General features: G+C 64.3%; 19 protein-coding genes. 10 read left to right on the top strand and 9 right to left on the bottom strand.

All coding sequences use genetic code 11. From position 1 onward, the window contains the following. The first annotated feature begins 52 nt into the window (after window positions 1-52). Window positions 53-1576: a phospholipase D family protein gene (locus DL237_RS04495; protein ID WP_119397838.1), complete on the top strand. Its 1524-nt coding sequence runs from the start codon at window positions 53-55 to the stop codon at window positions 1574-1576. A gap of 7 nt (window positions 1577-1583) precedes the next feature. On the opposite strand, the gene DL237_RS04490 is transcribed toward DL237_RS04495, so the two are convergent. Then, window positions 1584-2279, bottom strand: a complete 696-nt coding sequence (locus DL237_RS04490; RefSeq protein ID WP_119397837.1) for a rhomboid family intramembrane serine protease — start codon at window positions 2277-2279, stop codon at window positions 1584-1586. 174 nt (window positions 2280-2453) lie between these two features. Here DL237_RS04490 and trpS point away from each other — a divergent pair, with 174 nt between their 5' ends. From trpS to DL237_RS04475, 3 genes are all read left to right on the top strand, one after another. Then, the gene (trpS, locus tag DL237_RS04485) at window positions 2454-3509 is read left to right on the top strand and encodes a tryptophan--tRNA ligase (RefSeq protein ID WP_119397836.1); all 1056 of its coding nucleotides are present in this window, start codon (window positions 2454-2456) and stop codon (window positions 3507-3509) included. Between the two features lie 145 nt (window positions 3510-3654). Then, a complete protein-coding gene (locus DL237_RS04480) occupies window positions 3655-4146 on the top strand; it encodes a VOC family protein (RefSeq protein ID WP_119397835.1) in 492 nt (163 codons plus the stop codon). Between the two features lie 296 nt (window positions 4147-4442). Beyond that, window positions 4443-5309: a branched-chain amino acid aminotransferase gene (locus DL237_RS04475; protein ID WP_119397834.1), complete on the top strand. Its 867-nt coding sequence runs from the start codon at window positions 4443-4445 to the stop codon at window positions 5307-5309. Here DL237_RS04475 and DL237_RS04470 read toward each other — a convergent pair. Then, entirely contained in the window at window positions 5306-6022 is a 717-nt protein-coding gene (locus tag DL237_RS04470; RefSeq protein WP_119397833.1) for a GNAT family N-acetyltransferase, read from the bottom strand. The two genes, DL237_RS04475 and DL237_RS04470, sit on opposite strands and share 4 nt — an antisense overlap. 268 nt (window positions 6023-6290) lie before the next feature. Here DL237_RS04470 and DL237_RS04465 point away from each other — a divergent pair, with 268 nt between their 5' ends. Together DL237_RS04465 and DL237_RS04460 are read left to right on the top strand one after the other, a co-directional pair. Next, the gene (locus DL237_RS04465; RefSeq protein WP_119397832.1) at window positions 6291-6767 is read left to right on the top strand and encodes a hemerythrin domain-containing protein; all 477 of its coding nucleotides are present in this window, start codon (window positions 6291-6293) and stop codon (window positions 6765-6767) included. 381 nt (window positions 6768-7148) lie between these two features. Continuing rightward, on the top strand, window positions 7149-8516 hold the full coding sequence (locus tag DL237_RS04460) for a methyl-accepting chemotaxis protein (protein ID WP_233544864.1): 1368 nt from the start codon (window positions 7149-7151) through the stop codon (window positions 8514-8516). Window positions 8517-8871: 355 nt separating this feature from the next. Here the strand turns inward: DL237_RS04460 and aspS are convergent, their stop codons facing one another. Beyond that, on the bottom strand, window positions 8872-10653 hold the full coding sequence (aspS, locus tag DL237_RS04455) for an aspartate--tRNA ligase (protein ID WP_119397831.1): 1782 nt from the start codon (window positions 10651-10653) through the stop codon (window positions 8872-8874). 463 nt (window positions 10654-11116) lie between these two features. Between aspS and DL237_RS04450 the strand changes: the two genes are divergently transcribed. The 3 genes from DL237_RS04450 to DL237_RS04440 all read left to right on the top strand — a co-directional run bounded on the left by DL237_RS04450 (window position 11117) and on the right by DL237_RS04440 (window position 16732). Continuing rightward, complete coding sequence (locus DL237_RS04450) at window positions 11117-12361, top strand: SAM-dependent methyltransferase (protein ID WP_119397830.1); 1245 nt, start codon at window positions 11117-11119, stop codon at window positions 12359-12361. A 349-nt stretch (window positions 12362-12710) separates the two neighbouring features. Then, entirely contained in the window at window positions 12711-15995 is a 3285-nt protein-coding gene (gene carB / locus DL237_RS04445; RefSeq protein WP_119397829.1) for a carbamoyl-phosphate synthase large subunit, read from the top strand. Between the two features lie 146 nt (window positions 15996-16141). Beyond that, entirely contained in the window at window positions 16142-16732 is a 591-nt protein-coding gene (locus tag DL237_RS04440; protein WP_119397828.1) for a thymidine kinase, read from the top strand. 142 nt (window positions 16733-16874) lie between these two features. Here the strand turns inward: DL237_RS04440 and DL237_RS04430 are convergent, their stop codons facing one another. From DL237_RS04430 to DL237_RS04415, 4 genes are read right to left on the bottom strand one after another with little or no spacing between them, the layout of a single operon-like run. Then, complete coding sequence (locus DL237_RS04430) at window positions 16875-17831, bottom strand: 2-hydroxyacid dehydrogenase (RefSeq protein WP_119397826.1); 957 nt, start codon at window positions 17829-17831, stop codon at window positions 16875-16877. After that, the gene (locus tag DL237_RS04425; RefSeq protein WP_119397825.1) at window positions 17828-18169 is read right to left on the bottom strand and encodes a tRNA-binding protein; all 342 of its coding nucleotides are present in this window, start codon (window positions 18167-18169) and stop codon (window positions 17828-17830) included. The genes DL237_RS04430 and DL237_RS04425 overlap by 4 nt, the downstream gene beginning before the upstream one ends. Continuing rightward, on the bottom strand, window positions 18162-18977 hold the full coding sequence (gene proC, locus DL237_RS04420; protein ID WP_119397824.1) for a pyrroline-5-carboxylate reductase: 816 nt from the start codon (window positions 18975-18977) through the stop codon (window positions 18162-18164). The genes DL237_RS04425 and proC overlap by 8 nt, the downstream gene beginning before the upstream one ends. A gap of 35 nt (window positions 18978-19012) precedes the next feature. After that, window positions 19013-19513 carry a type III secretion system chaperone family protein gene (locus tag DL237_RS04415; protein ID WP_119397823.1) on the bottom strand — a complete coding sequence of 167 codons (501 nt, stop codon included), beginning with the start codon at window positions 19511-19513 and terminating at the stop codon, window positions 19013-19015. Between the two features lie 654 nt (window positions 19514-20167). Between DL237_RS04415 and cls the strand changes: the two genes are divergently transcribed. Next, window positions 20168-21781, top strand: coding sequence for a cardiolipin synthase (gene cls, locus DL237_RS04410; protein WP_119397822.1), 1614 nt, complete (start codon window positions 20168-20170; stop codon window positions 21779-21781). A gap of 9 nt (window positions 21782-21790) precedes the next feature. Here cls and DL237_RS04405 read toward each other — a convergent pair whose 3' ends face one another. Continuing rightward, window positions 21791-22756, bottom strand: a complete 966-nt coding sequence (locus DL237_RS04405; protein ID WP_119397821.1) for a cell envelope integrity protein TolA — start codon at window positions 22754-22756, stop codon at window positions 21791-21793. Then, window positions 22753-23145, bottom strand: coding sequence for an ExbD/TolR family protein (locus DL237_RS04400; RefSeq protein ID WP_325048626.1), 393 nt, complete (start codon window positions 23143-23145; stop codon window positions 22753-22755). The genes DL237_RS04405 and DL237_RS04400 overlap by 4 nt, the downstream gene beginning before the upstream one ends. Window position 23146 lies beyond the last annotated feature (1 nt).

The raw sequence follows: 23146 nt of genomic DNA, 5'->3' as shown, positions 1-23146 counted from the left end.
ATCACGAAGCAAACCTTCAACCAGCGCACATGCCCGGAATTAAAAACATATCATGCCCAAGGACAGATCCACGACACCGCGTTTCCAGCCGCTCATCACGGCTTCGGAGATGTTCCCCGCGCTGGAGCGGCTCTGCCTGAACACCAAGGAAGAGCTGCTGATGTCGTTTCGGATCATCGATCCGATGACAAGGTTGCGTAGTACCGAGGCGCAGGATCTGGGCCTGAAAACGTGGGCTGATCTGATTACCCACATCGCGGAGCGCGGAATCAAGGTCCGGCTGCTGATCGCCGACTTCGACCCGTTGTTCACGCCGGACCTGCATCGAGGCGCATGGACGAATGCGCAGAGGTTCGGCCATCGGATGCCAAAGGATACCGAAATCCTGTGCGCCTTGCACGAATGCAAATCGGCGCCGGTCTGGAAACGCATCTTCTGGCCAAAGATCAAGAACTGCATTGCGGATCTGTCGAACTATGCGCCGTCCCAGCTGACGCCTCTGCAACATCAGGCGATGCACGGAGAGGTGAACCTGCACCCGGTGACTCTGCACCAGAAATTCGCGGTGTCCGACGGCGAAGCTGCGATCATCGGTGGCATCGACGTCAACGAACGACGCTGGGATGACGAGAAACATGACCGACGCGCCGAGGAAACATGGCATGACGTCAGCATCCTGATCGCCGGTCGTGTGGTCGGTGATCTGCGCCGCCATTTCGCGGACAGCTGGGAACGTGCCCGCAACTCGGGTGCTGCCAGTTTCGGGGTCGAGGTCACGCCCGTTTCCGATACCAAGCCTTTGCCGAGCAAACTGCATTCGGCCAGCGGTCCCCGTTTGCTGCGGACCATCTCTTGCGATCCCGAAAGCCCGATCCGACTGGGACCAAGATCAAAGGTAACCGAGCACGAAGAGGCCCATATTGCCGCCTTCGACAGCGCCAAACGGCTGATCTACATCGAAACCCAGTTCTTTCGCCACATGCCACTGGCCAAGGCGCTGGCCCGTGCGGCGGAACGCGCGCCTGAGCTTCAGGTCATCCTGGTCATGCCAAGCGAACCTGACCGCCTGATCTTTGACGGTGCCCGCGGTTTTGACGTGCGCCACGCACAAGCTTTGCAACTGCGCTGCCTGAGGGTTCTGCGGCGCGCATTTGGTGACCGGCTGGCGATCCTGGCCCCCGCCCAGCCACGCCGGGCCCCGGATCACACGCCCATGCCGTTGCACGGCGCCGGTATCATCTATCTGCACTCCAAGGTCACGCTGGTTGATGACCACCTCGGCATTGTCGGATCGGCGAATCTGAATGGGCGTTCGATGCGGTGGGACACCGAGGCGTCGCTGCAATTTCACGGCAAGCGCGACATCACGATGATCCGCGAAAGGCTTATGTCCACATGGCTGCGTGGGCGGAAAAAGACCATCGATGTGCGCAAGGCAAGCGATTGGGTCCGCGTCGCACAGGAGACCGCCGATCTGGCCCCTGATGCGCGCGAAGCCTACATCCTGCCGTGGCCTGAGGCCCGAAATCGCCGCTTTGCGCGGCCGATCCCGATCCTGCCAGCAGAGATGTTCTGAGGGTGCCTCAGCCGCGCTGCAACTTGTGGCGCAGCCGTGCCAAACCGCCCGGGAGCAACAACGGCGCCAGGGAAAACCCCGTCACGAAGGCCGCAAGCTCGGCCACCCAGGATGTTCCGGTGTCGAGAAACAAGCCGAACAACAGCTGGATGGCCATCAACAGGCCGATCAAGCGAAACGCTGCAATCTGGCGTTCGCCGACGCGGCGCAAATAGATCCAGAGCATATAGCTGTAGGCACCGATGAAGCCGTAGGTCGGCGGGAATGCTCCATAAAGCGGCTCCTGCGCAGGGGCGACAAGACCAAAGATCAACGCGCCGACAGCCGAGGTCACGACGAACAGCACGAGCAGTGGAATGGCGCGCATCGCCTCGCCCACGAACTTGCCCAGGGCCAGCATCATGACACCCGCGATCACAGCCTGCTGGAAGGATCCGTGCACGAAAGGATAGCTGACGAACCGCAGCAGCCCGCCAGGCGGCGCGGTGCGGGTCTGGACCATAAAGTCCAGAAACGCCGGGAAAAAACCATAGTCCTGCAAAGCGCCGAGACGCCATCCCACCGATGCCGGCCCCCCGATCAAGCCCGCCTTGGCCAGTGAAAAGACCCCCTCGACCCCGATCACGGCAATGAACAGCAGCACCACGACCGGCGGCACCGGGTTCACCAGGCTTTCGGGCGGGGTATAGTCGGGGTCACTCATCGTTGCGTCCTTTCACGGGCCGGTGTTCGACCCTGCATCTGTTTGACTGGCGCCGTCACTCCTGCTGGTCATTCCGCTGCAATGCGCGTCGGGGCCGGCGGTTGACGGACCGTCAGGGCATGGGTAAGCCAGCACAGACCAAATTGCCAGATGCCCATCCAGGAGACGGGACACATGTCCGACGCGATCCAGACCGAAACTGCCCCCCACGCAAGCAACACCGCGTTCACGCCGCGCGTCTTTTCCGGCATCCAGCCGTCGGGCGGGCTGACGCTGGGCAATTACCTTGGCGCGATCCGCCGTTTCGTCGACATGCAGGAAAGCGGTATCCAGACGCTGTACTGCATGGTCGACCTGCACGCGATCACGGTCTGGCAGGATCCCGATGCCCTGCGCCGGCAGACCAGAGAGCTGGCTGCCGGCTATATCGCGGCCGGGATCGACCCCGCGAAATCCATCCTGTTCAACCAGAGCCAAGTGCCCGAACACGCACAATTGGCCTGGATTTTCAACACCGTTGCGCGGATGGGCTGGATGCAGCGCATGACGCAGTGGAAGGACAAGGCGGGCAAGAATGCGCAAAATGCCTCCCTCGGCCTGTTTGCCTATCCCGCCCTGATGGCCGCAGACATCCTGCTCTATCATGCGACCCATGTTCCCGTAGGCGAAGATCAGAAACAGCACGTCGAACTGACGCGTGATATCGCGGCCAAGTTCAACCACGATTACGGCGTCGACTTCTTTCCGATGACCGAACCGGTGATCGAAGGTGCGGCGACGCGGGTGATGTCGCTGCGTGACGGCAGCAAGAAGATGTCGAAATCGGACCCGTCGGACATGAGCCGGATCAACATGACCGACGATGCCGACGCAATCGCCAACAAGATCCGCAAGGCGCGCACGGATGCCGATGCCCTGCCCGGCGAACCCGACGGACTGGCCGAGCGGCCCGAGGCGCGCAACCTGGTCAACATCTACGCCGCGCTGTCCGACAGCGACGTGGCCAGCGTCCTGCGCGACGTTGGCGGCAGGCAATTTTCGGAGTTCAAGCCGATGCTTGCGGATCTGGCCGTTGCAAAGCTGTCACCGATATCGACCGAGATGGCGCGCCTGATGCAGGCTCCTGACGAAATCGATGCCATCATCGGCGCAGGCGCTCAGGAGGCCCGCAAGATCGCGACGCCGATCCTGGAAAAAACCTATGATATCGTTGGCATGATCCGCAGCTGAAATCATGGTCTGGTGGCTGATGGGGCACCGGACCACAGTATCTGCGCGGTGCTTGCAGCGGTGCACAATGCCCGTGCGCCAGACGGTCTTTTCCGCCCGTCGATGTCTGCCTAACTTGACGGCAAGCCATTGAAGGAGCGGCAAGATGAATACGCCAGTGCACCCGGACGTCAAAGTCGGACATATCCACCTGAAAGTGGCGGATATCGACCGTGCCATCGACTTTTACAGCGGGATTCTGGGATTTGAGGTGCAAACGCGCTTTGGCAAGCAGGCCGCGTTCCTGTCGGCGGGCGGTTATCATCACCACATCGGCCTGAACACTTGGGAATCACGCAACGGGACCCCTGCCCCCAGGGGCCACACAGGCCTCTTTCATACCGCCTTCCTCTACCCGGACCGCGCCGCACTCGGCGATGCACTGCGCCGCCTTGTCGAGGCCGGGGTCGAGATCGACGGAGCCGCAGACCATGGCGTCAGCGAAGCGATCTACCTGAGGGACCCTGACGACAATGGCGTCGAGCTGTACCGCGATCGACCTGAAAAGGACTGGCCGCGCCTGCCCGACGGCTCTTTGGCCATGTACAACGCTCCGCTGGACCTGCAAGCCCTGCTGTCGGAGGCCCCGGCGCGCTGAGCGTCACGGGTGTCTGATGCCGGGCCGTGCTGGCTACACGCTGGGGCGACCCAGCCAGGACGGGGATGAGGACGGTCACATTCTTGTTTCAGAATCGATCTAGACAGGTGGCGTGACGACGCAGCCGGTCGCCAAACCCCACGTCCGGCAAATACGGCAATTTTAGATCTGACCAAGTATTTTTAAGTATCAAGCCACCCCCGGCCACCGCGTCGGGGGTATTTGCGTGGCCCCCTCCCCTTCCCCTTTTCAAGCCGATGCCTTATTCCGCTAACGGCATCACGAAGGAGAGCAGCATGGCCAGTGGCGAGATTCATACCTATTTCAAAGGCAGCTGGCACCAGGGCGATATCGCCGTGATGAAGGCGGGGGATCACGGCGCCTGGCTCGGCTCAACCGTGTTCGATGGCGCACGCATGGTGCATGGCTTGCTGCCCGATCTGCGTGCGCATTGCGAGCGGGTGAACAGGTCTGCCGAGGCTCTGATGATCGAACCCTCGTGCCCGGTGGATGACATGATTGCCATTATCCGCGAAGGGCTTGCACGGTTTTCTGCGGATGCGCCGGTCTATATCCGTCCGATGTACTGGGCAACCGAGGGGAACGAAACGGTCGTACAGCCCAGGTATGGCGCCACCGGGTTTTGCATCGCGCTGGAGGAGATCCCCCTTGCCGCGCCGGATGCCGCGACGACGCTGACGCGCACCCGGTTTCGTCGGCCCGTGATGGAGTCCGCCGTGGTCAATGCCAAGGCCGGTGCGCTGTATCCCAACAATGGCCGTATGCTGGCAGAGGCGCGCAGCAAGGGGTTCGGCAACGCGCTGGTGGCGGATGCCATGGGCAACGTCGCCGAGAGCGCGACGGCCAACGTCTTCATGGTCAGGGATGGCGAGGTCTATACCCCGATCGCCAATGGCACCTTCCTGTCGGGGATCACCCGAGCCCGCCACATCGCCAACCTGCGGGCCGATGGCGTGACTGTTCACGAAGCGGTTCTGACGTTCGAAGATTTTGAAAAGGCTGACGAAATCTTTTTGTCCGGAAACCTGAACAAGGTCACGCCGGTCACTGCATTCGACGCCGTGACCTATCCCATCGGACCAATGACCGAACGCGCGCGCCAATTGTACTGGGACTGGGCCGCGACCGACCTGACCCTTTAGAGGGTCGGGTCAGAGGCCACGCGCACCAGCCCCGTCAGATCGCCGAGGCGTTCCGATTGCTGCCCGTTCGCATCGAAATTGGCGGGGTCCAGCCAGACCGAAAATGCCTCTTTCAGCGCGGGCCATTCGCCGTCGCAGGCGGCAAACCACGCCGTATCGCGGTTGCGTTCCTTGACGACCATGTGCTGACGAAAGACACCTTCGTAGCTGAAGCCAAGGCGTTGCGCCGCCCGGCGAGACGGGCGATTCAGCGCGTTGCATTTCCATTCGTAACGCCGATACCCGGCCTCGAACGCCCATTGCATCATCAGGAACATCGCCTCTGTTGCGGCAATTGTGCCTTGTAATTCAGGGGCAAAGGCGATGTTGCCAACCTCGACCGAGCCATTTTGCGGCACGATGTTGAGATAGCTTGCCACACCGCAGACCGACTGGCTGTTCAGATCGGTAATGGCGAAGAAGACAGGCTCTGCCCCGCCTTCCACGGACCGCACCCAACGGTGATACTGGGCGGAGCTGGCGAAGGGCCCGTTGGGCATGTAATCCCACAGCCAGTCCTGGGCATCGAAGGCCTCGTACAGGACGCCTGCATGGGCTTCGGCGCTGAGAGGGTCGAGGCGCACATGGCGTCCCTTCAGCACCAGATCGACGGGCGGGCGCGGCGGGGCTGTCCAGCCCTCGACACGCGGCCCGATGGGGCGGGGCAAGGTCATCACGGGAACTCCTTTTCGTGCGGCGGCGCAGCGCCGGGACAGATGTTGCCGGCACGATATTGCAAAGCATCCGACAAGGAAAGGCGCCCGCAGGGGCGGGAAGGGAGCCGATATGCCTCTGAAATAGCGCGCGTTTTCACGGCGTTCCAGTGACCTGCCCCGGCCAGGGATCCGGCGCGGCGCGCAGGGAACCACGCGGCCTGATGGCGTGTTGATACTGCACAGCACTGCCGCGACAGGTGCCCCGCATTTTCAGGAGAGACAGCTCATGACTTCGATCTATGACGCCATCAAGAAAGACCACGACCGCCACCGCGAATTGCTCGACAGCATCGCGGAGACGTCTGGCGACAGCGCCGAGCGCAAGAGCGCGTGGGATGAATTCTACCACGACGTGAAATCCCACGCGGCGGCAGAGGAAGAGACGTTTTATTCCACCCTGATGAGCGAGACCTGGGGCCAGGATTCGGCACGCCATTCCGTGCATGAGCATGAGCAAATGGATGAAATCATGGAAGAATTGCGCGAGACAGATATGTCGTCTTCGGCCTGGCTGACGCGGTTCAAGGTCCTCAAGCACGACTATGAACACCATATGGACGAGGAAGAGGACGAAGTGTTCACCCGCGCCAAAAAGGTGATCGGAGAGCAAGACAACGACGCCTTTGGTGACAAGTTCCTCAAGCGCAAGGCCAAGGAAGGCAAGCTGATCGAGGAAAAGCGCAAGGACGCGCTGGAGGACTGATCCCCCGGCACGGGACCAAGGTTAACATTTCTTCTGACGGCGGTGCGCCCCTGCACCGCCGTTTTCCGTGCAAGAGACGTGAAACCTATATGAACAAGGCCAATGAGGCGTTTTGCAACGTCGGTATCCTGACGGTATCAATACGGTATCCGGGCGGTGCGGCGCGCGGCAAACGCGCAGGGTTAACGCATCGCGCGCACCATCGGAGGTCCGCCCGCCCCATGGCCGTGCCAGCGCGCAGTGGCCCGGCAGCGCCTGCGGCGGCCAGCCAGAGGATCCAGTCCCGGAAAGTTTGAAGCACTTTTCGCATCGGCTTTACCCGCAGGTAAGACCCGCACGTCATACAGCCTTGGACCGACACCCCCAGGGAAGGAATGCGACGTGCCATTTTGGGCTTCAGCCAAGCCGAACGACAGCGAGAAGATTTCGGGCGACCAGGCCATTCTTCAGATGGTCGAGCGGACGCAGGCCGTCATTCATTTCCGGCCGGACGGAACCATCATTCAGGCGAACATGAATTTCCTGAATGCAATGGGGTATACGCCCGAGGAGGTGGCTGGCAAGAACCACTCGCTGTTTGTCGAAGATGCCTATCGCCACAGTCGCGAATACCATGATTTCTGGGAAAAGCTGCGCGACGGCCAATCCTTTACCAGTCAGTTTCCGCGCAAGCGCAAGGATGGTCGGATCATCTGGATACAGGCGACCTATGCGCCGATCACGGACAATGAAAACAAGGTCGTACGCGTGACCAAGATCGCCACCGACGTGACCGCCCGGCGCACGGCGCTGGAGCGTATTTCCAAGGGCATGGAGGCGCTGAGCGACGGCGATCTGAACTATCGTATCGCCCCGTGCAACATTCCCGACCTGGCGGTTCTGGGCGATGCCTACAACCGGTCGGTCGAACAGCTGGCGTCGATGATTTCGCACCTGCAATCGGTGGCCGAGACGATCGACGCGGTCAGCGGCCAGATCGGCTCGACCTCGGACGAACTGTCGCGCCGCACAGAGACCCAGGCCGCCACGCTGGAACAGACGGCCGCCGCCATCGAGGAGCTGAACACCAACTCGCGCTCGGCCGTGTCCCATGCGGAACAGGTGGGCGACGAGGCCAGCGCGACGCGCACCTCGGCCGAGGGCAGCCGGCACCTGGTGCAGGACGTGACAGACGCCATGAAACGGATCGAGGGATCGTCAGATGCAATCGCGCGGATCATCTCGGTCATTGACGACATCGCGTTCCAGACCAATCTTCTGGCGCTGAATGCCGGGGTCGAGGCCGCGCGCGCGGGCGAAGCCGGGTTGGGCTTTGCCGTCGTCGCCTCCGAAGTGCGGTCGCTTGCCGGACGCACGGCGGATTCGGCGCGAGAGATCAAGGACCTGATCGAGCAGAGTGCGGGCCATGTCAAAACAGGCGTCGACCTGGTGGACCGCACGGGAACCGAGCTGACGGCAATTTTCGAAGGCGTCGGACGGATTTCCGAACGGGTCAAGGAAGTGGCCTATGGCCTGGGCGAACAGAGCACGACGCTGAGCGAGATCAACTCGGCCATTTCGCAGCTGGACCAGGTGACACAGCGCAACGCGGCCATGGTCGTGGATACGGCAGACGCCACCAAGGGCCTGTCGGAAAAGAGCGCAGCCTTGCGGCAGAGCATCGCGGTGTTCCGCACGTCGCAATCCGGTGGGTCCGCTGGTTGGTCACAGTCGGGAAAGGGTTCGGAGAACTATTCGCGCTCGGCCTGATGCACCGCGGCGTGCCTGGCGCGGCAGTTTCGTTGCCCGGCCCCGGCTGAGGTGCCAAGTGGCCTCTGAGGGAGCGATGAACGCGTATAGGGCGGGACCATCCGCCCACCGGTCCGGAGAGCGATCAAGTGTCGCCGGTCGAGAGCCACTGGCCGAGGGGCGCAGGTCGCTGGCCGAGGGGCTCTGGTCGCTGGCCGAGGGCCGAGGGCCGAGGGCCGAGGGCCGAGGGCCGAGGGCCGAGGAGCGCTGGTCTCTGGCCGAGGGGAGCAGGTCAAGCTGGCCGGAACAGGAAAGGCCCGGGTGATACCGGGCCTTTCTGTCGTTTCATGCGACGGTCCGTGGACCGCCCTGGCGATCATTCCTGCGGAATGACGCGCAGATGCAGCTCCATCAGCTGATCCGAGGTCGGCTCGGACGGGGCGTTCATCATCAGGTCTTCGGCGCGCTGGTTCATCGGGAACAGGATGACTTCGCGGATGTTCTGTTCTTCGGCCAGCAGCATAACGATGCGGTCGATCCCGGCCGCGCAGCCACCGTGCGGCGGTGCGCCGTACTGGAAGGCGTTGACCATGCCGCCAAAGCGTTTCTCGACCTCTTCCTTGCCGTAACCGGCAATCTCGAAGGCCTTGAACATGATCTCGGGCTTGTGGTTGCGGATCGCGCCACTGACCAGTTCATAGCCGTTGCAGGCCAGGTCATACTGGTAACCGCGCACGTCCAGCGGATCGCCCATCAGCGCGTCCATCCCGCCCTGCGGCATGGAGAAGGGGTTGTGTTCAAAGTCGAGCTTGCCGGTTTCCTCGTCCCGTTCGTAGATCGGGAAATCGACGATCCAGGCAAAGGCAAAGCGGTCCTTGTCGGTCAGGCCGAGCTCTTCGCCAATGACGTTTCGGGCGCGGCCCGCGACAGCTTCGAACGACTTCGGCTTGCCGCCAAGGAAGAAGGCCGCATCGCCGACCCCAAGTCCGAGCTGTTGGCGGATCGCCTCGGTCCGCTCGGGGCCGATGTTTTTCGCAAGGGGGCCAGCGGCCTCCATACCCTCGCCCTGATCGCGCCAGAAGATGTAGCCCATGCCGGGCAGCCCCTCTTTCTGGGCGAAGGCGTTCATGCGGTCGCAGAACTTGCGCGAACCGCCCGTCGGGGCGGGGATGGCGCGGATTTCGGTGCCGTCCTGTTCCAGCAGCTTGGCGAAGATGGCGAACCCGGAACCGGCGAAATGCTCGGACACGACCTGCATCTCGATCGGGTTGCGCAGGTCGGGCTTGTCCGAGCCGTATTTCAGCGCCGCGTCCTTGTAGGAGATCTGCGGCCACTCGGACGGGGTGTCGACTTTCTTGCCCTTGCCGAATTCCTCGAAGATGCCGCCGATGACGGGGCTGATCGTGTCAAAGATATCCTGCTGCGTGACGAAGGACATTTCCATGTCGAGCTGGTAGAAATCGGTCGGGCTGCGGTCGGCGCGCGGATCTTCGTCGCGGAAACAGGGCGCGATCTGGAAATACTTGTCAAAGCCCGAAACCATCAACAGCTGCTTGAACTGCTGGGGGGCCTGCGGCAGGGCGTAGAACTTGCCCGGGTGCAGGCGCGACGGCACGAGGAAATCGCGCGCGCCTTCGGGCGAGGAGGCGGTGATGATCGGCGTCTGGAATTCGCGGAACGCCTTGTCCCACATGCGGCGACGGATCGACGACACGACATCCGAACGCAGGATCATGTTCTTCTGCATCTCGTCGCGGCGCAGGTCGAGGTACCGGTAGCGCAGGCGCGTTTCCTCGGGGTATTCCTGATCACCGAAGACCATCAGCGGCAGTTCCCTGGACGCGCCGAGGATTTCGATGTCACGCACGAACACCTCGATTTCGCCGGTGGGCAGCTTTGGGTTGACCAGCTCGGGGCTGCGGGCCTTCACCTCGCCGTCGATACGGATGCACCATTCCGAGCGGACCTTTTCGACGGCGGCAAAGGCCGGGCTGTCTGGGTCGCAGAGCACCTGGGTGATGCCGTAGTGATCGCGCAGGTCGATGAACAGGATGCCGCCGTGATCTCGGACCCGATGCACCCAGCCGGAAAGGCGAACGGGTTCGCCGACATGGTCTTTTGTCAGACCGGCGCAGGTGTGGCTGCGATACTGATGCATGATCTTGTACGTCCTTCGGGTTTTCGGGCTTTGCTGCCGTGGCCTGCGGATCAGGCGTCGGGCGGATAGGGCCTGCGCCGGATCACATGGAAGGGCGGCAAAAGTCAAGGGAGGCGGCGGTTGCGGGCCTGTTTTACGCCGTCTGACGCCTCGTCGCGGGCGGGTGACACCAAGCGCCCGAATGCCCGCCTCAGGTCCCGTGCGGCCGCCGTTGCGCGCGGCCGCGGCGAGATGGCGGCAGTTTACGGTAATAGTGCCGTAATTTCGGCCTTATTCGTACAGATTCTGGCCTCAGGTGCGCTCAGGCACAGTGAACTACGCATACATGTGATTTACATCTAATCGGAAGATTTGCATTCTGGTGACAGAGCGAAGGTCTTGGGGTGAGCGGTCCCCGACTGAGAAAGTCGCCACCGCTCGCCTCGACCTTGGCAAAGCTTGCCCCAAGGTTGGGAGAGACGGCATGTGGCAAAATTTATTGAACACCTTCCTGGAAAGGGCGATCCGTCAGGGTCGCCTGACGGTGAACTATGCGGATGGCACTGTTCACACCTTTGGCGGGGCACCGGGTGGGCCGAAGGTCGAAATCATGATTTCCGACCCCGACCTGCCCCGCAAGATCATCATGGATCTGGAGCTGGCGGTATGCGAAGCCTACATGGACGAGCGGCTGACCATCGTTGACGACGACCTGTACGGGCTGCTGACGCTGGGCCTGATCAACCTGCCGAAAGCCGGCCCGGCGTGGTGGCAACGCCCGGTGACGATGGCGCGGCAGGCGATGCGCCGGGTGGCGCAGTTCAACCCGGTGGGCAAGGCGCAGGCCAACGTGGCACATCACTATGACCTGTCGGCCCGCCTGTACGATTTGTTCCTGGATGCCGACCGGCAGTATTCCTGCGCGTATTTCGCAGACCCCGCGATGACACTGGAAGAAGCGCAGGCGGCCAAGAAGGCGCATATCGCCGACAAGCTGCTGATCGAGCCGGGCATGAAGGTGCTGGACATCGGATGCGGCTGGGGAGGCATGGCGCTGACGCTGGCGCGTGATTACGGGGCGCAGGTGGTCGGGGTGACGTTGTCGCGCGAACAACATGCGATCGCGGTGCAGCGTGCCAAGGACGCCGGGCTTGAGGCTCAGATCGACTTCCGGCTTCAGGATTACCGGCACGTCAACGAACAGTTCGACCGCATCGTCTCGGTTGGGATGTTCGAACATGTCGGCGCACCGCATTACCGCGAATATTTCCGCCACGTGCGGGAGTTCCTGAAGGAGGACGGGATCGCGCTGATCCACACCATCGGTCGTACGACACCGCCGGGAACGACAAACGGCTTTATCACCAAGTACATCTTTCCCGGAGGCTACGTGCCGGCGATGTCCGAGGCGATGGCCGCGGTCGAAAAGGAAGACCTGGTCGCCACGGATGTCGAGGTCTGGCGGCTGCATTATGCCGAGACGCTCAAGCATTGGTACGACCGGTTCATGGCAAACGCCGACGCCGCCCGCGAGATCTATGACGACCGTTTCGTGCGCATGTGGCGGCTGTACCTGGTGGCAAGCGAGCTGACGTTCCGCCTGAACGGCCAGGTGGTGTTCCAGTTCCAGCTGAGCCGCGACCAGGAGGCCGTGCCGCTGACGCGCGATTACCTGTACCGCCCCGACGCGATGTCGCAGGATCGCGCACACGCAACGGCGGCGCAGTAAGCGCCGGTCACCGCCGCTGGTGACGCGGCGCGGTGCGGGATGGCACGCGCGGCACGCGACGTTCCCCGCCCCTGCGGTTTACCGTGGGGTTGCGCCCCGCCGGGGCAGCCGCCGCGACGGGGAACCGCCCGATGACCCGATTTGACGCAGCCCGCATCGGCGGGGCCGTTCGGCTGTGGCATATGGCCCCCGGAGGGTGCATAGATGGCGCGGCCAGACACGGTAGAACGGCGGCACCTCAGCGGGATCGCCTAGGGGGTTGAACCCCCGCCTGTCATGGCTATAACGCACGACAATTTGCTTGGGGTGACATCATCCCGAGCGCGTCGCTTCGCCGAGGGGTCCTGCCATGCCGAAAAGAACCGATATCAAATCCATCATGATCATCGGGGCCGGGCCCATCATCATCGGACAGGCCTGCGAATTCGACTATTCCGGCGCACAGGCCTGCAAGGCGCTGCGCGAAGAGGGCTACCGGGTGATCCTGGTCAACTCCAACCCCGCGACGATCATGACCGACCCCGGCCTGGCGGACGCCACCTATATCGAGCCGATCACCCCCGAGGTCGTCGCCAAGATCATCGAGAAGGAACGCCCCGACGCGCTGTTGCCGACGATGGGCGGTCAGACCGGGCTGAACACCTCGCTCGCGCTGGATGACATGGGCGTGCTGGAGAAATTCGGCGTCGAGCTGATCGGGGCGAACCGGCAGGCCATCGAGATGGCCGAGGATCGCAAGCTGTTCCGCGAGGCGATGGACCGGATCGGGCTGGAAAACCCCAAGGCGACCATCGTGACGGCGCCGAAGAAGGACAACGGCAAGTATGACATCGCCGCGGGTCTGAAGGTGGCGATGGACGCGCTGGAAGACATCGGTCTGCCCGCGATCATCCGCCCCGCCTTTACCCTTGGCGGCACCGGCGGCGGTGTGGCCTACAACCGCGACGACTACGAATATTACTGCCGCTCGGGCATGGAAGCCTCGCCCATGGCGCAGATCCTGGTCGACGAGAGCCTGCTGGGTTGGAAAGAATTCGAGATGGAGGTCGTGCGCGACAAGGCCGACAACGCCATCATCGTCTGCGCCATCGAGAACGTGGACCCGATGGGTGTGCACACCGGCGATTCGATCACGGTGGCCCCCGCCCTGACGCTGACCGACAAGGAATACCAGGCGATGCGCGCCGCGAGCATTGCCGTGCTGCGCGAGATCGGCGTCGAGACCGGCGGGTCGAACGTGCAATGGGCGGTGAACCCCGCCGATGGCCGCATGGTCGTGATCGAAATGAACCCGCGCGTGTCGCGGTCGTCCGCGCTGGCGTCAAAGGCGACGGGTTTCCCGATTGCCAAGATCGCGGCCAAGCTGGCGGTCGGCTATACGCTGGACGAGCTGGACAACGACATCACCAAGGTGACCCCGGCCAGTTTCGAGCCGACCATCGACTATGTCGTCACCAAGATCCCGCGCTTTGCCTTTGAAAAGTTCGCCGGTTCGAAACCACATCTGACGACGGCGATGAAATCCGTCGGCGAGGTCATGGCGATTGGCCGGACCTTCCATGAATCGCTGCAAAAGGCGCTGACCAGCATGGAGACGGGCCTGACCGGCCTGGACGAGATCGAGATCGAGGGCGCGCCCGATGCGGCCGCCGTGACCAAGGCGCTGACCGAACAGACCCCGGATCGTATCCGCGTGATCGCGCAGGCGATGCGCCACGGCATGTCCGATGTCGATATCCACGCCGCGACCGCGTTCGATCCCTGGTTCCTGGCCCGCATCCGCGAGATCGTCCAGACCGAAGCCGAGATCCGCGTCAACGGCCTGCCGGTGACCGAGGACGGGTTGCGCCATGTCAAGATGATGGGCTTTTCCGACGCGCGCCTTGCCACCCTGTCGGCGCGCGACGAGGCGCAGGTGCGCCGGGCGCGCCAGAACCTCGGCGTGTCGGCCGTGTTCAAGCGGATCGATACCTGCGCCGCCGAATTCGAGGCGCAGACGCCCTACATGTATTCCACCTACGAAGCCCCGATGATGGGCGAAGTCGAGTGCGAGGCCCGCCCCAGCGACAAGAAAAAGGTCGTGATCCTCGGCGGGGGACCGAACCGGATCGGCCAGGGGATCGAGTTCGATTACTGCTGCTGTCACGCGTGCTATGCGCTGACCGACGCGGGCTACGAGACCATCATGATCAACTGCAACCCCGAGACCGTGTCGACCGACTACGACACCTCGGACAGGCTCTACTTTGAACCGCTGACGTTCGAGCACGTGATGGAGATCCTGCGCGTCGAGCAGGACAGGGGCACGCTGCACGGCGTCATCGTGCAGTTCGGCGGCCAGACGCCGCTGAAACTGGCCAATGACCTGCAGGAGGCCGGTATCCCGATCCTGGGCACCACGCCCGATGCCATCGACCTGGCCGAGGACCGCGAGCGGTTCCAGGACCTGGTGAACCGCCTTGGCCTGAAGCAGCCGAACAACGGCATCGCCCATTCGGACGAGGAAGCCTTTGAAATTGCCAAAGAGATCGGGTTTCCGCTGGTCATCCGCCCGTCTTACGTCTTGGGCGGTCGCGCGATGGAAATCGTGCGCGAGATGGAGGGGCTGAAACGCTATATCCGCGACGCGGTCGTGGTTTCAGGCGACAGCCCGGTGCTGCTGGACAGCTATCTGTCCGGCGCGGTCGAGGTCGATGTCGATGCGCTGTGCGACGGCACCGATGTGCATGTCGCGGGCATCATGGAACATATCGAGGAAGCCGGCGTCCACTCGGGTGACAGCGCCTGTTCGCTGCCGCCGCATTCGCTGAGCCAGGCCATCATCGACCAGCTGAAGGAACAGAGCCGCGCGCTGGCGCTGGAACTGGGCGTAGTGGGTCTGATGAACGTGCAATTCGCGGTCAAGGCGAACGAAGCGGGCGAACAGGAGATCTTTCTGATCGAGGTCAACCCGCGCGCCAGCCGCACGGTGCCCTTTGTCGCCAAGGCGGTGAAATCGCCGATCGCCAGCATCGCCGCGCGCATCATGGCGGGCGAAAAGCTGAACACCTTCGACCTGGTCGACCCGCAGATCGAGGGTTTCGCCGTGAAAGAGGCGGTGCTGCCCTTTGCCCGCTTCCCCGGTGTCGACACCCTGCTGGGGCCGGAAATGCGTTCAACCGGCGAGGTGATGGGGTTCGATCAGACCTCCTTTGCCCGTGCCTTTCTGAAGGCTCAGCTGGGGGCGGGGACCGATCTGCCGACGGCGGGCAAGGTGTTCCTGTCGATCCGCGATGCCGACAAGACGCCGACGATGCAGGAGGCCGCGCGTATCCTGCTGGATCTCGGCTTTGCCATCGTCGCCACCCGCGGCACGGCGACCTGGCTGAACGAGGCTGGCCTGGACTGCACGTTGGTCAACAAGGTCTACGAGGGTCGCCCGAATATCGTCGACCAGTTGAAGGATGGCGAAATCGCACTGGTGCTGAACACCACGGAAGGCGCACAATCGGTCAACGACAGCCGTGAAATCCGTTCGGTCGCGCTGTACGACAAGATCCCGTATTTTACCACGGCGGCTGGTGCACGGGCGGCGGCCCAGGCGATGAAATCGCGGATCGAGGGTGACATCACGGTGACGGCGCTTCAGGACTGACACGCAACCAACGGGAGAGATACCGATGCCGAAATTCGATTGCCTGCGCCTTGCGGCGCTTGCCGCGCTGATGGTTCTGGCGGGCTGCGATGTCCCGCTGGTGCCGCTGATCTGACGCCTGCGAAAGACGTCCGGGCACCCCGCGCATGGCCAAGCTCTATTTTCACTACTCGACGATGAACGCGGGCAAATCGACCGTTCTGCTTCAGGCCGCGCACAACTATCGCGAACGCGGCATGCAGACCTATCTGCTGACAGCGCAATTCGACAACCGGGCCGGAGAGGGTCGCATCGCCAGCCGCATCGGGATCGGCGAGGCGGCGGATACCTTTTGCGACGATGACGACCTGTTCGCGAAGCTGACCGACCGCCTGGCACGGGGGCCCTTTGCCTGTGCCTTTATCGACGAGGCGCAGTTTTTGACCAAGGCCCAGGTCTGGCAACTGGCCCGCGCCGTCGATGACCTGAACATTCCGGTGATGTGCTATGGCTTGCGCGTCGATTTCCGGGGCGAGCTTTTCGATGGCTCTGCCGCCCTGCTGGCGCTGGCCGACGAAATGCGCGAAGTGCGCACGATCTGCCACTGCGGGCGCAAGGCCACGATGGTCGTGCGCCGCGGGCCGGACGGCCTGGCCCTGCACGAGGGTGCCCAGGTGATGATCGGTGGCAATGAAACCTATGTGTCGCTTTGCCGGCGTCACTGGCGCGCGGAAATGGGCGACCTCCCGGTCAGGTGAACCACTGGGGAGGCCTCCGGCGGGGGTATTTCCGGCCAGATGACAGGGAGCGGGGCGGAACATGGTCGCGGCGGCCCTTGGTCCGGGGCGCCGAGGCGTCTGCTCAGCCCCCCGGCCCGCCAGCCCCCCCGGCCCGCGCCGCTCAGTTGACCTGGTTGGGCACCTCTTCCCCGGCGAAGAAGGCGCGCAGGTTCTCGACCGCCATTGCGCCCATGTTCTCGCGGATGTTCATTGCGGCCGTGCCCAGGTGCGGCAGCAGCACCGCGTTTTCCAGTTTCAGCAGGGCGGCGGGGACCTTTGGTTCGTCTTCGTAGACATCCAGGCCCGCCGCGCCGATCTGGCGTGACTGGAGGGCGGCGATCAGGGCGGCTTCGTCGACGATGTCGCCGCGGGCGATATTGACGAAGACGGCGTGGGGCTTCATGGCGCCGAAGACCTGCTCGTTCACCAGGTGGCGCGTTTCGGGGCTGGCCGGCGTCGCGACGACCAGCACATCCGCCCACCCTGCCAGGTCTTCGAGGGTGTCCTTGCGCGCTGCCGGGAAGGCGAGGTCCTTTTGCGACCGGGAGAAATAGCCGACCTCCATTCCGAAGCCGAAATGGCAGCGCCGGGCCACCGCCTGGCCGATCCGGCCCATGCCGATCACGCCAAGCTTCAGCCCCGTCACGTGCAACCCGAGCAGTTGCGTCGGATGCCAGCCGTCCCATTTGCCCGAGCGCACGAGGCGTTCGGCCTCGCCCGCGCGGCGGCAGGCCATCAGGATCAGGGTCATCGCGATGTCCGCCGTCGCATCGGTGACCGCGCCGGGCGTGTTGGAAACCGTGACGCCGTGGGAGCGGCAGGCCTCGACATCGATATGGTTGTACCCGACGCCGAAATTGGACAGCATCTTGCAGCGCGGGCGCCCGAAATCCTGGAGGATGTCGGCGCTGACCCTGTCGCCGAGCGTCACCATCATCGCGTCGAACACGGCAAAGCCGGAGCGCAGTTCCGCCGGGGTCATCGGGCGGGTGCTGTGGCGCACCTCGACCTCGAACAGCGCTTCGGCGGCGGCGATGGTTCCGGGCGGCATCGGGCGGGAGAGCAGGATCCGTTTCACTGCATCCGCTCCCCCGGGGCGACCGGGTGGTCGGGGGACAACAGGACAATGCCGCCGTCGGCATCCGCGACACCCAGGGTCAACACTTCGGACATGAAGGGGCCGATCTGGCGGGGCGGAAAGTTGACCACGGCCATGACCAGGCGCCCCACCATCGAGTCAGGCGTGTAATGCGCCGTGATCTGGGCCGAGGTCTTCTTTTCGCCGATCTCGGGACCGAAATCGATCCAGAGCTTGATGGCGGGCTTGCGTGCCTCGGGGAAGGGTTCGGCGCGGATCACGCGACCGGCGCGGATATCGACCTTGAGAAAATCGTCAAAGGTGATTTCGTCAGCCATTGGCAAGCTCCCTGGATCGTTTCGTGGCCGCCGCGACCGCGCGGGGCAGCAGCGCGGGAAAGCCGCGCTCTTCGTCCATCAGCACGTCGAGGGCGGCCTGCGTGGTGCCATTGGGGCTGGTGACGTTGATGCGCAGTTGGGTCGGAGTTTCCTCGGTGCCCTCGGCCAGGGCGCCCGCGCCGGCCACCGTTGCCTTGGCCAGCTGCATGGCGAGGTCGTCGGGCAGGCCCTGGGCCACGCCGGCGGCGGCAAGGGTTTCGATCAGGTGAAAGACATAGGCGGGACCGGAGCCGGAGACGCCGGTGACGGCATCCATCTGGTCTTCGGTGCGGATCCGCACCACCTGACCGACGGCGGCGAGGAGCGCCTCGGCCATGGCCATGCCCGCCTCGCCCACATGGGTGTTGCCGACGATGGCGGTGATGCCGCGCCCCACGGCGGCGGGGGTATTGGGCATGCCGCGAATGATCGGGCTGTCGCTGCCGAACGCCGTCTCGAACGCCGAGATCGGGGTACCCGCAGCAATGGAGAGAAAGACCGTTTTGCCGTTGCCGAGGGCGCGCAGGCCGGGCAGTGCCTCGCCCATCATCTGCGGCTTGACCGCGACGATGGCGATGGCGGGTTCGTCCGGCAGGCCCGCGTTCAGGTGCACACCCGTCCCCTTGAGCCAGTCGGACGGCTTGGGATCCAGGACCCAGACCGAGCTGGGCGGCAGCCCGCCGTTGAGCCATCCGGCGAGCATCGCGCCGCCCATCTTGCCGCATCCCAGCAGGACGAGTCCCTTTGCGGCCACAGTTTCCAAAGACATGTTGCCCCCTAAGCTATTCGCGTCGGGGGCCAGTGTTACGCCCGCCCATAGGCCTCTGCAATGGCCACTTCCAACGCGGCCTTGGGCGGTGTGGCGCCCCAGACATTCAGCTGGAAGGCCGGGTAATAGCGTTCGGCCGACAGCACGGCCGCCGTGACCATGGTGCTGATCTGTTCCGGTGTCGCGATCTGTTCGCCCGACAGCACCAGGCCATAGCGATAGACCATCAGTTTCTGGTCCGCCCAGTAGGTGAAGGACCCTGCCCAGCACTGATCGTTGACGAGGTTCAGCAGTTCGTAGAGACCGGGCAGGCTGTCCTGGGGCGGGTCCATGTCGAAGGTGCAGACCATGCGCAGGGTTTCGTCGAAGGCGGACCAGGCGAGGGTGATCGAATAGGTACGCCACTGGCCTTCGACGGCCATGGCGATCTGGTCTTCGGCGATGCGGTCGAAATCCCATTCGTGATGCTCGGCCAGGGTTTCGACGATATCGATCGGATGCAGTTCTTCGGAGATGAAGGATTCAGACAAGGCCATGGCGCCACCTCTTGTGTTGCATAGCGCAGGGGGCCTTGCAGCACCCATACGCTAGATGCCTGCTCTAGAAACGGGAAGAATTCCTACGTTCCTTACCAGATATGGTGGTCCCGTGGCGACGACCTGTAAAGCTACTTTTTGTGGATAAACGCGATTTGTTGTGGATGAAGCGGGCGGACCTACGAAATCTCGCCTAAATCCGGGGCAGCGGTTTTTGGGGCCACGCGGGCCGATGGTGCCGATTTGGCTGTGATTTGGCGGCTATTTCGCGGTGATTTCGGCGCGATGCGCAGCGGCCGCCGCGGTGCCCTGCCGGGTGTCCGGCGAGGTGTCCGGCGGTCCGGGTGATGTGCCGGAGGGGTGCGCGGGCTGGTTCGGGTGGGCAGTTCGGGGCAGCGGTTCGGGCCGCCGGAGAGGGGCGGGAATGACGTCGGTATCTTGTCGGTATCCGGGCGGACAAACATGCGGTTCGCGGCCCGGTTCGGCAGGCGGGCGTCAGCGGGGGCAATCTGTGCGGCGTCGGGGCCTGCGCGATTGTTGACTGGCGCATGCCCCGCCAATAGTGCGACCATCCCCGCGAAGTGACCAAGTGACGTGACCAAGTGACGTGACCCCGCCCCCCCGTACTGGCCCGGCTGCAAGGACGACCACGATATGACCGACCTCACGCTCTGGCCTGCGACGCTGCTTGTTGCGCACGTGATCTTGCAGGCGATCTTTATTGTGCGCGCGCTGCTGCGGCCCCACCGTGAACCCTCGGCGCGCATGGCCTGGGTGCTGGTAATCATGGGGGTGCCGGCATTGGGGATGCTGGGGTATTTCCTGTTCGGGGAAACCAATATCGGGCGGCGGCGCGCAGCGCTGTACCGCGAGACGGCGCAAATGCTGGAGGGCGTGCAGCGCCACGACCCCGATCGGGATGTGGCCGCAGAGGCCGGGCCCGGCGCGGCCGGCGGTGGCATGGTCAGCGACGCGGACGCCGGGGGGAAGTCGGGCGGCGGGGCTGAGCGCGGCGGGGCGGAAGGCGACCCCCATGCGCATCTGTTCCACGTCGGCACCTCGATCAGCGGGCTGCATCCCGTGGACGGCAATACGGCGCACCTGATGGAGAGTTCGGACGCCGCGATCGACGCCATCGTCGCCGACATGGATGCCGCGCGCGCGCATGTGCATCTGCTGTTCTACATCTGGCTGAACGACGGCAACGGCACGCGTGTGGCCGAGGCCGCGATCCGCGCCGCGCGCCGGGGCGTGACAGTGCGTGCGATGGCCGATGACATCGGATCCCGCGGCATGATCCGGTCGCGCGATTGGGCCCGTATGAAGGAGGCCGGGGTGAAACTGGCGCGGGCGCTGCCGGTCAGCAACCCGTTCCTGCACCCGATCCGGGGCCGTATCGACCTGCGAAATCACCGCAAGATCGTCGTCATCGACGGTGCCGTGACCTATTGCGGCAGCCAGAATTGCGCCGATCCGGCGTTCCTGCCCAAGGCAAGGTATGGTCCCTGGGTCGATCTGGTGGTGCGCTTTGAAGGGCCGGTGGCCCGGCAGAACCAACTGCTGTTCATTGCCGACTGGATGGCACATGTCGACGAAGATCTGCGCGAACTGGCCGAGGCGGATGCGCCCCTGGCGGTTGCAGGGACTGCGGGCGCGGCTGCGGCACCGGAGGACGCAACGCGCGACCCGCAGGCAATGGCAAGGTGGGAGCCCGGGGGCGGCCTGACCGCGCAGGTGATCGGCACCGGCCCGACGGTGCGCCCGACGGCGATGCCGGAAATGTTCGAGGTGCTGATGCACGGGGCGCGGCGCGAATTGGTCGTGACGACGCCCTATTACGTGCCGACCGAGGCGATGCAATCGGCCCTGTGCATCACGGCCCGCCGGGGCGTGGCCACCAGCATCGTCTTCCCGACGCGCAACGATTCCCTGATCGTGGCCGCCGCCAGCCGCAGTTATTATTCCGAGCTGCTGGAGGCCGGGGTGCGCATCTACGAATATCCGCTGGGCCTGCTGCACAGCAAATCCCTGACGCTGGATGGTGAGGTGGCGCTGATCGGGTCGGCCAACCTGGACCGGCGCAGTTTTGAGCTGAATTACGAAAACAACATCCTGATCAGCGATACCGCCTTGACGGGCGCGCTGCGGGCACGCCAGCAAAGCTATATCGATGCCTCGGACGAGGTGCTGCCGCGCGACGTGGCCGAATGGTCGGTGGGGCGCAGGCTGTGGTACAATGCCATCGCCATGTTCGGCCCGGTCCTGTAGCGCGCGGCGCTAGCTGAAATCCATCGGCAGGTTGAAGGCGTAGCTGGGCCGCGACAGGCCCGCCGGGGCGGCAGGCATCCGGCCCGATCGCTGGATGGCGGCCATGGCTGCCTGATCAAAGGCCGCAATCCCCGACGACCGGACGACCTGCGCCCCGAGGACATTGCCGTCACGCCCGACGGTGATGCGCACGACAACGCGCCCCTGCTGGCCGCGCAACCCGCCGGGAAAGCGTTTCCTGCGTTCGATCCGGGTGCGGATCTGGCTGCCCCAGACCGCCTCAAGCCGGGCCTCGGCCTTGCCGTTGCCCGCCTTGACGCGGCCATTGCTGGTGCCCGCCTGCTGAGAGCCGCCATTGCCCGCGGCGCGCTGCGTGGCACCGCCTTCGCCGCCCTTGCGGGCCTTTTGCGTGCGATCCGCCTGGACGGCCTTAGGCGTGGGCTTTTCGCGCGGCTGCGGAATGGCGAGGTCTTCGGGACGCGGTTGCGGACGTTTCGAGAGCGCCGGGGTCAGTGGCGATTCGGCCACCTGCTCCGGTTCGGGTTCCGGTTCGGGCTGTGGTTCGGGTGCGGGCTGTGCGACCTCTTCGGGGATCGGGTCCGGTTCGGCCTGCGGTGGCGGGGGCACGTCCTGTTCGATTTTCGGCAGGGCGGTGGTATCGGGCTGCGCCTGCGGCAGTTCCATGCTGGGAAAGGCCGGGCGCGGGGTGGTCTGCGCGACAGGGCGCAGCGGCGCCGGGTCCGCGACGGCGTCCTGCGGCATGTCGGGGGTGTCGGGTTGCGCGACCTCGGGCGGGGTTTCCCAGGCCTTGACCATTTCGACCATGCCCGGCGCGGCCCCCTGAAGCGAGACCAGCGCCTGGCCACCCTGCCCGCCCGCGTCGGAGCCACCGTCGCTGGGCACCCGGATCGCGACCGCCACATGCAGCCCGACGGCAAGGGCCAGGAAGGCCGCGGTTTCCAGAAGCCGCCTCATTGCGGGGCCACCACCAGCGCGACATCGGCCAGGCCCGCCTCGGTCAGTTCGCGCAGGGCGCGGGCGACGGCGGCGGCTTCGGTCGTGGCATCGGCGCGCAATTGGGCAATACCGTCGCGACCCCGGTTTTCAGCGACGAATGCCTCGATCGCGGCAGCCCCGCGCAGGTCGCGCAGGCCCGCCTCGCCTTCGCTGGAGAGGTAGAGCGTGGTGGTATCGTCGGCCTCGGCCCCCTCGCTCGCCGTGGGGGGCGTTACGGGAAAGGGTTCGGGCGGCGTCAGACGCGAGGTCATCAGGAAGAAGATCAGCAGCAGGAACACCACGTTGATCATCGGCACGATGGATTCGCCCCGGGGGCGGCGCGGCGGGTCTGAAAAGGTCATCGCCATG

Origin of the sequence: Pseudooceanicola sediminis, from assembly GCF_003575965.1 — a bacterium.
GTDB classification, from domain to species: Bacteria; Pseudomonadota; Alphaproteobacteria; order Rhodobacterales; family Rhodobacteraceae; genus Pseudooceanicola; species Pseudooceanicola sediminis.
This window is presented reverse-complemented; position numbering and strand designations above follow the sequence as displayed.

Coding starts and splice junctions, on each gene's coding strand:
- aspS (WP_119397831.1), bottom strand. CDS start 10,653: ATGCATCAGTATCGCAGCCACACCTGCGCCGGTCTGACAAAAGACCAT.
- DL237_RS04415 (WP_119397823.1), bottom strand. CDS start 19,513: ATGGCCTTGTCTGAATCCTTCATCTCCGAAGAACTGCATCCGATCGAT.
- DL237_RS04475 (WP_119397834.1), top strand. CDS start 4,443: ATGGCCAGTGGCGAGATTCATACCTATTTCAAAGGCAGCTGGCACCAG.
- DL237_RS04405 (WP_119397821.1), bottom strand. CDS start 22,756: ATGAGGCGGCTTCTGGAAACCGCGGCCTTCCTGGCCCTTGCCGTCGGG.
- DL237_RS04425 (WP_119397825.1), bottom strand. CDS start 18,169: ATGGCTGACGAAATCACCTTTGACGATTTTCTCAAGGTCGATATCCGC.
- DL237_RS04400 (WP_325048626.1), bottom strand. CDS start 23,145: ATGGCGATGACCTTTTCAGACCCGCCGCGCCGCCCCCGGGGCGAATCC.
- carB (WP_119397829.1), top strand. CDS start 12,711: ATGCCGAAAAGAACCGATATCAAATCCATCATGATCATCGGGGCCGGG.
- cls (WP_119397822.1), top strand. CDS start 20,168: ATGACCGACCTCACGCTCTGGCCTGCGACGCTGCTTGTTGCGCACGTG.
- DL237_RS04495 (WP_119397838.1), top strand. CDS start 53: ATGCCCAAGGACAGATCCACGACACCGCGTTTCCAGCCGCTCATCACG.
- DL237_RS04490 (WP_119397837.1), bottom strand. CDS start 2,279: ATGAGTGACCCCGACTATACCCCGCCCGAAAGCCTGGTGAACCCGGTG.
- DL237_RS04465 (WP_119397832.1), top strand. CDS start 6,291: ATGACTTCGATCTATGACGCCATCAAGAAAGACCACGACCGCCACCGC.
- DL237_RS04440 (WP_119397828.1), top strand. CDS start 16,142: ATGGCCAAGCTCTATTTTCACTACTCGACGATGAACGCGGGCAAATCG.
- proC (WP_119397824.1), bottom strand. CDS start 18,977: ATGTCTTTGGAAACTGTGGCCGCAAAGGGACTCGTCCTGCTGGGATGC.
- DL237_RS04450 (WP_119397830.1), top strand. CDS start 11,117: ATGTGGCAAAATTTATTGAACACCTTCCTGGAAAGGGCGATCCGTCAG.
- DL237_RS04470 (WP_119397833.1), bottom strand. CDS start 6,022: ATGACCTTGCCCCGCCCCATCGGGCCGCGTGTCGAGGGCTGGACAGCC.
- DL237_RS04480 (WP_119397835.1), top strand. CDS start 3,655: ATGAATACGCCAGTGCACCCGGACGTCAAAGTCGGACATATCCACCTG.
- trpS (WP_119397836.1), top strand. CDS start 2,454: ATGTCCGACGCGATCCAGACCGAAACTGCCCCCCACGCAAGCAACACC.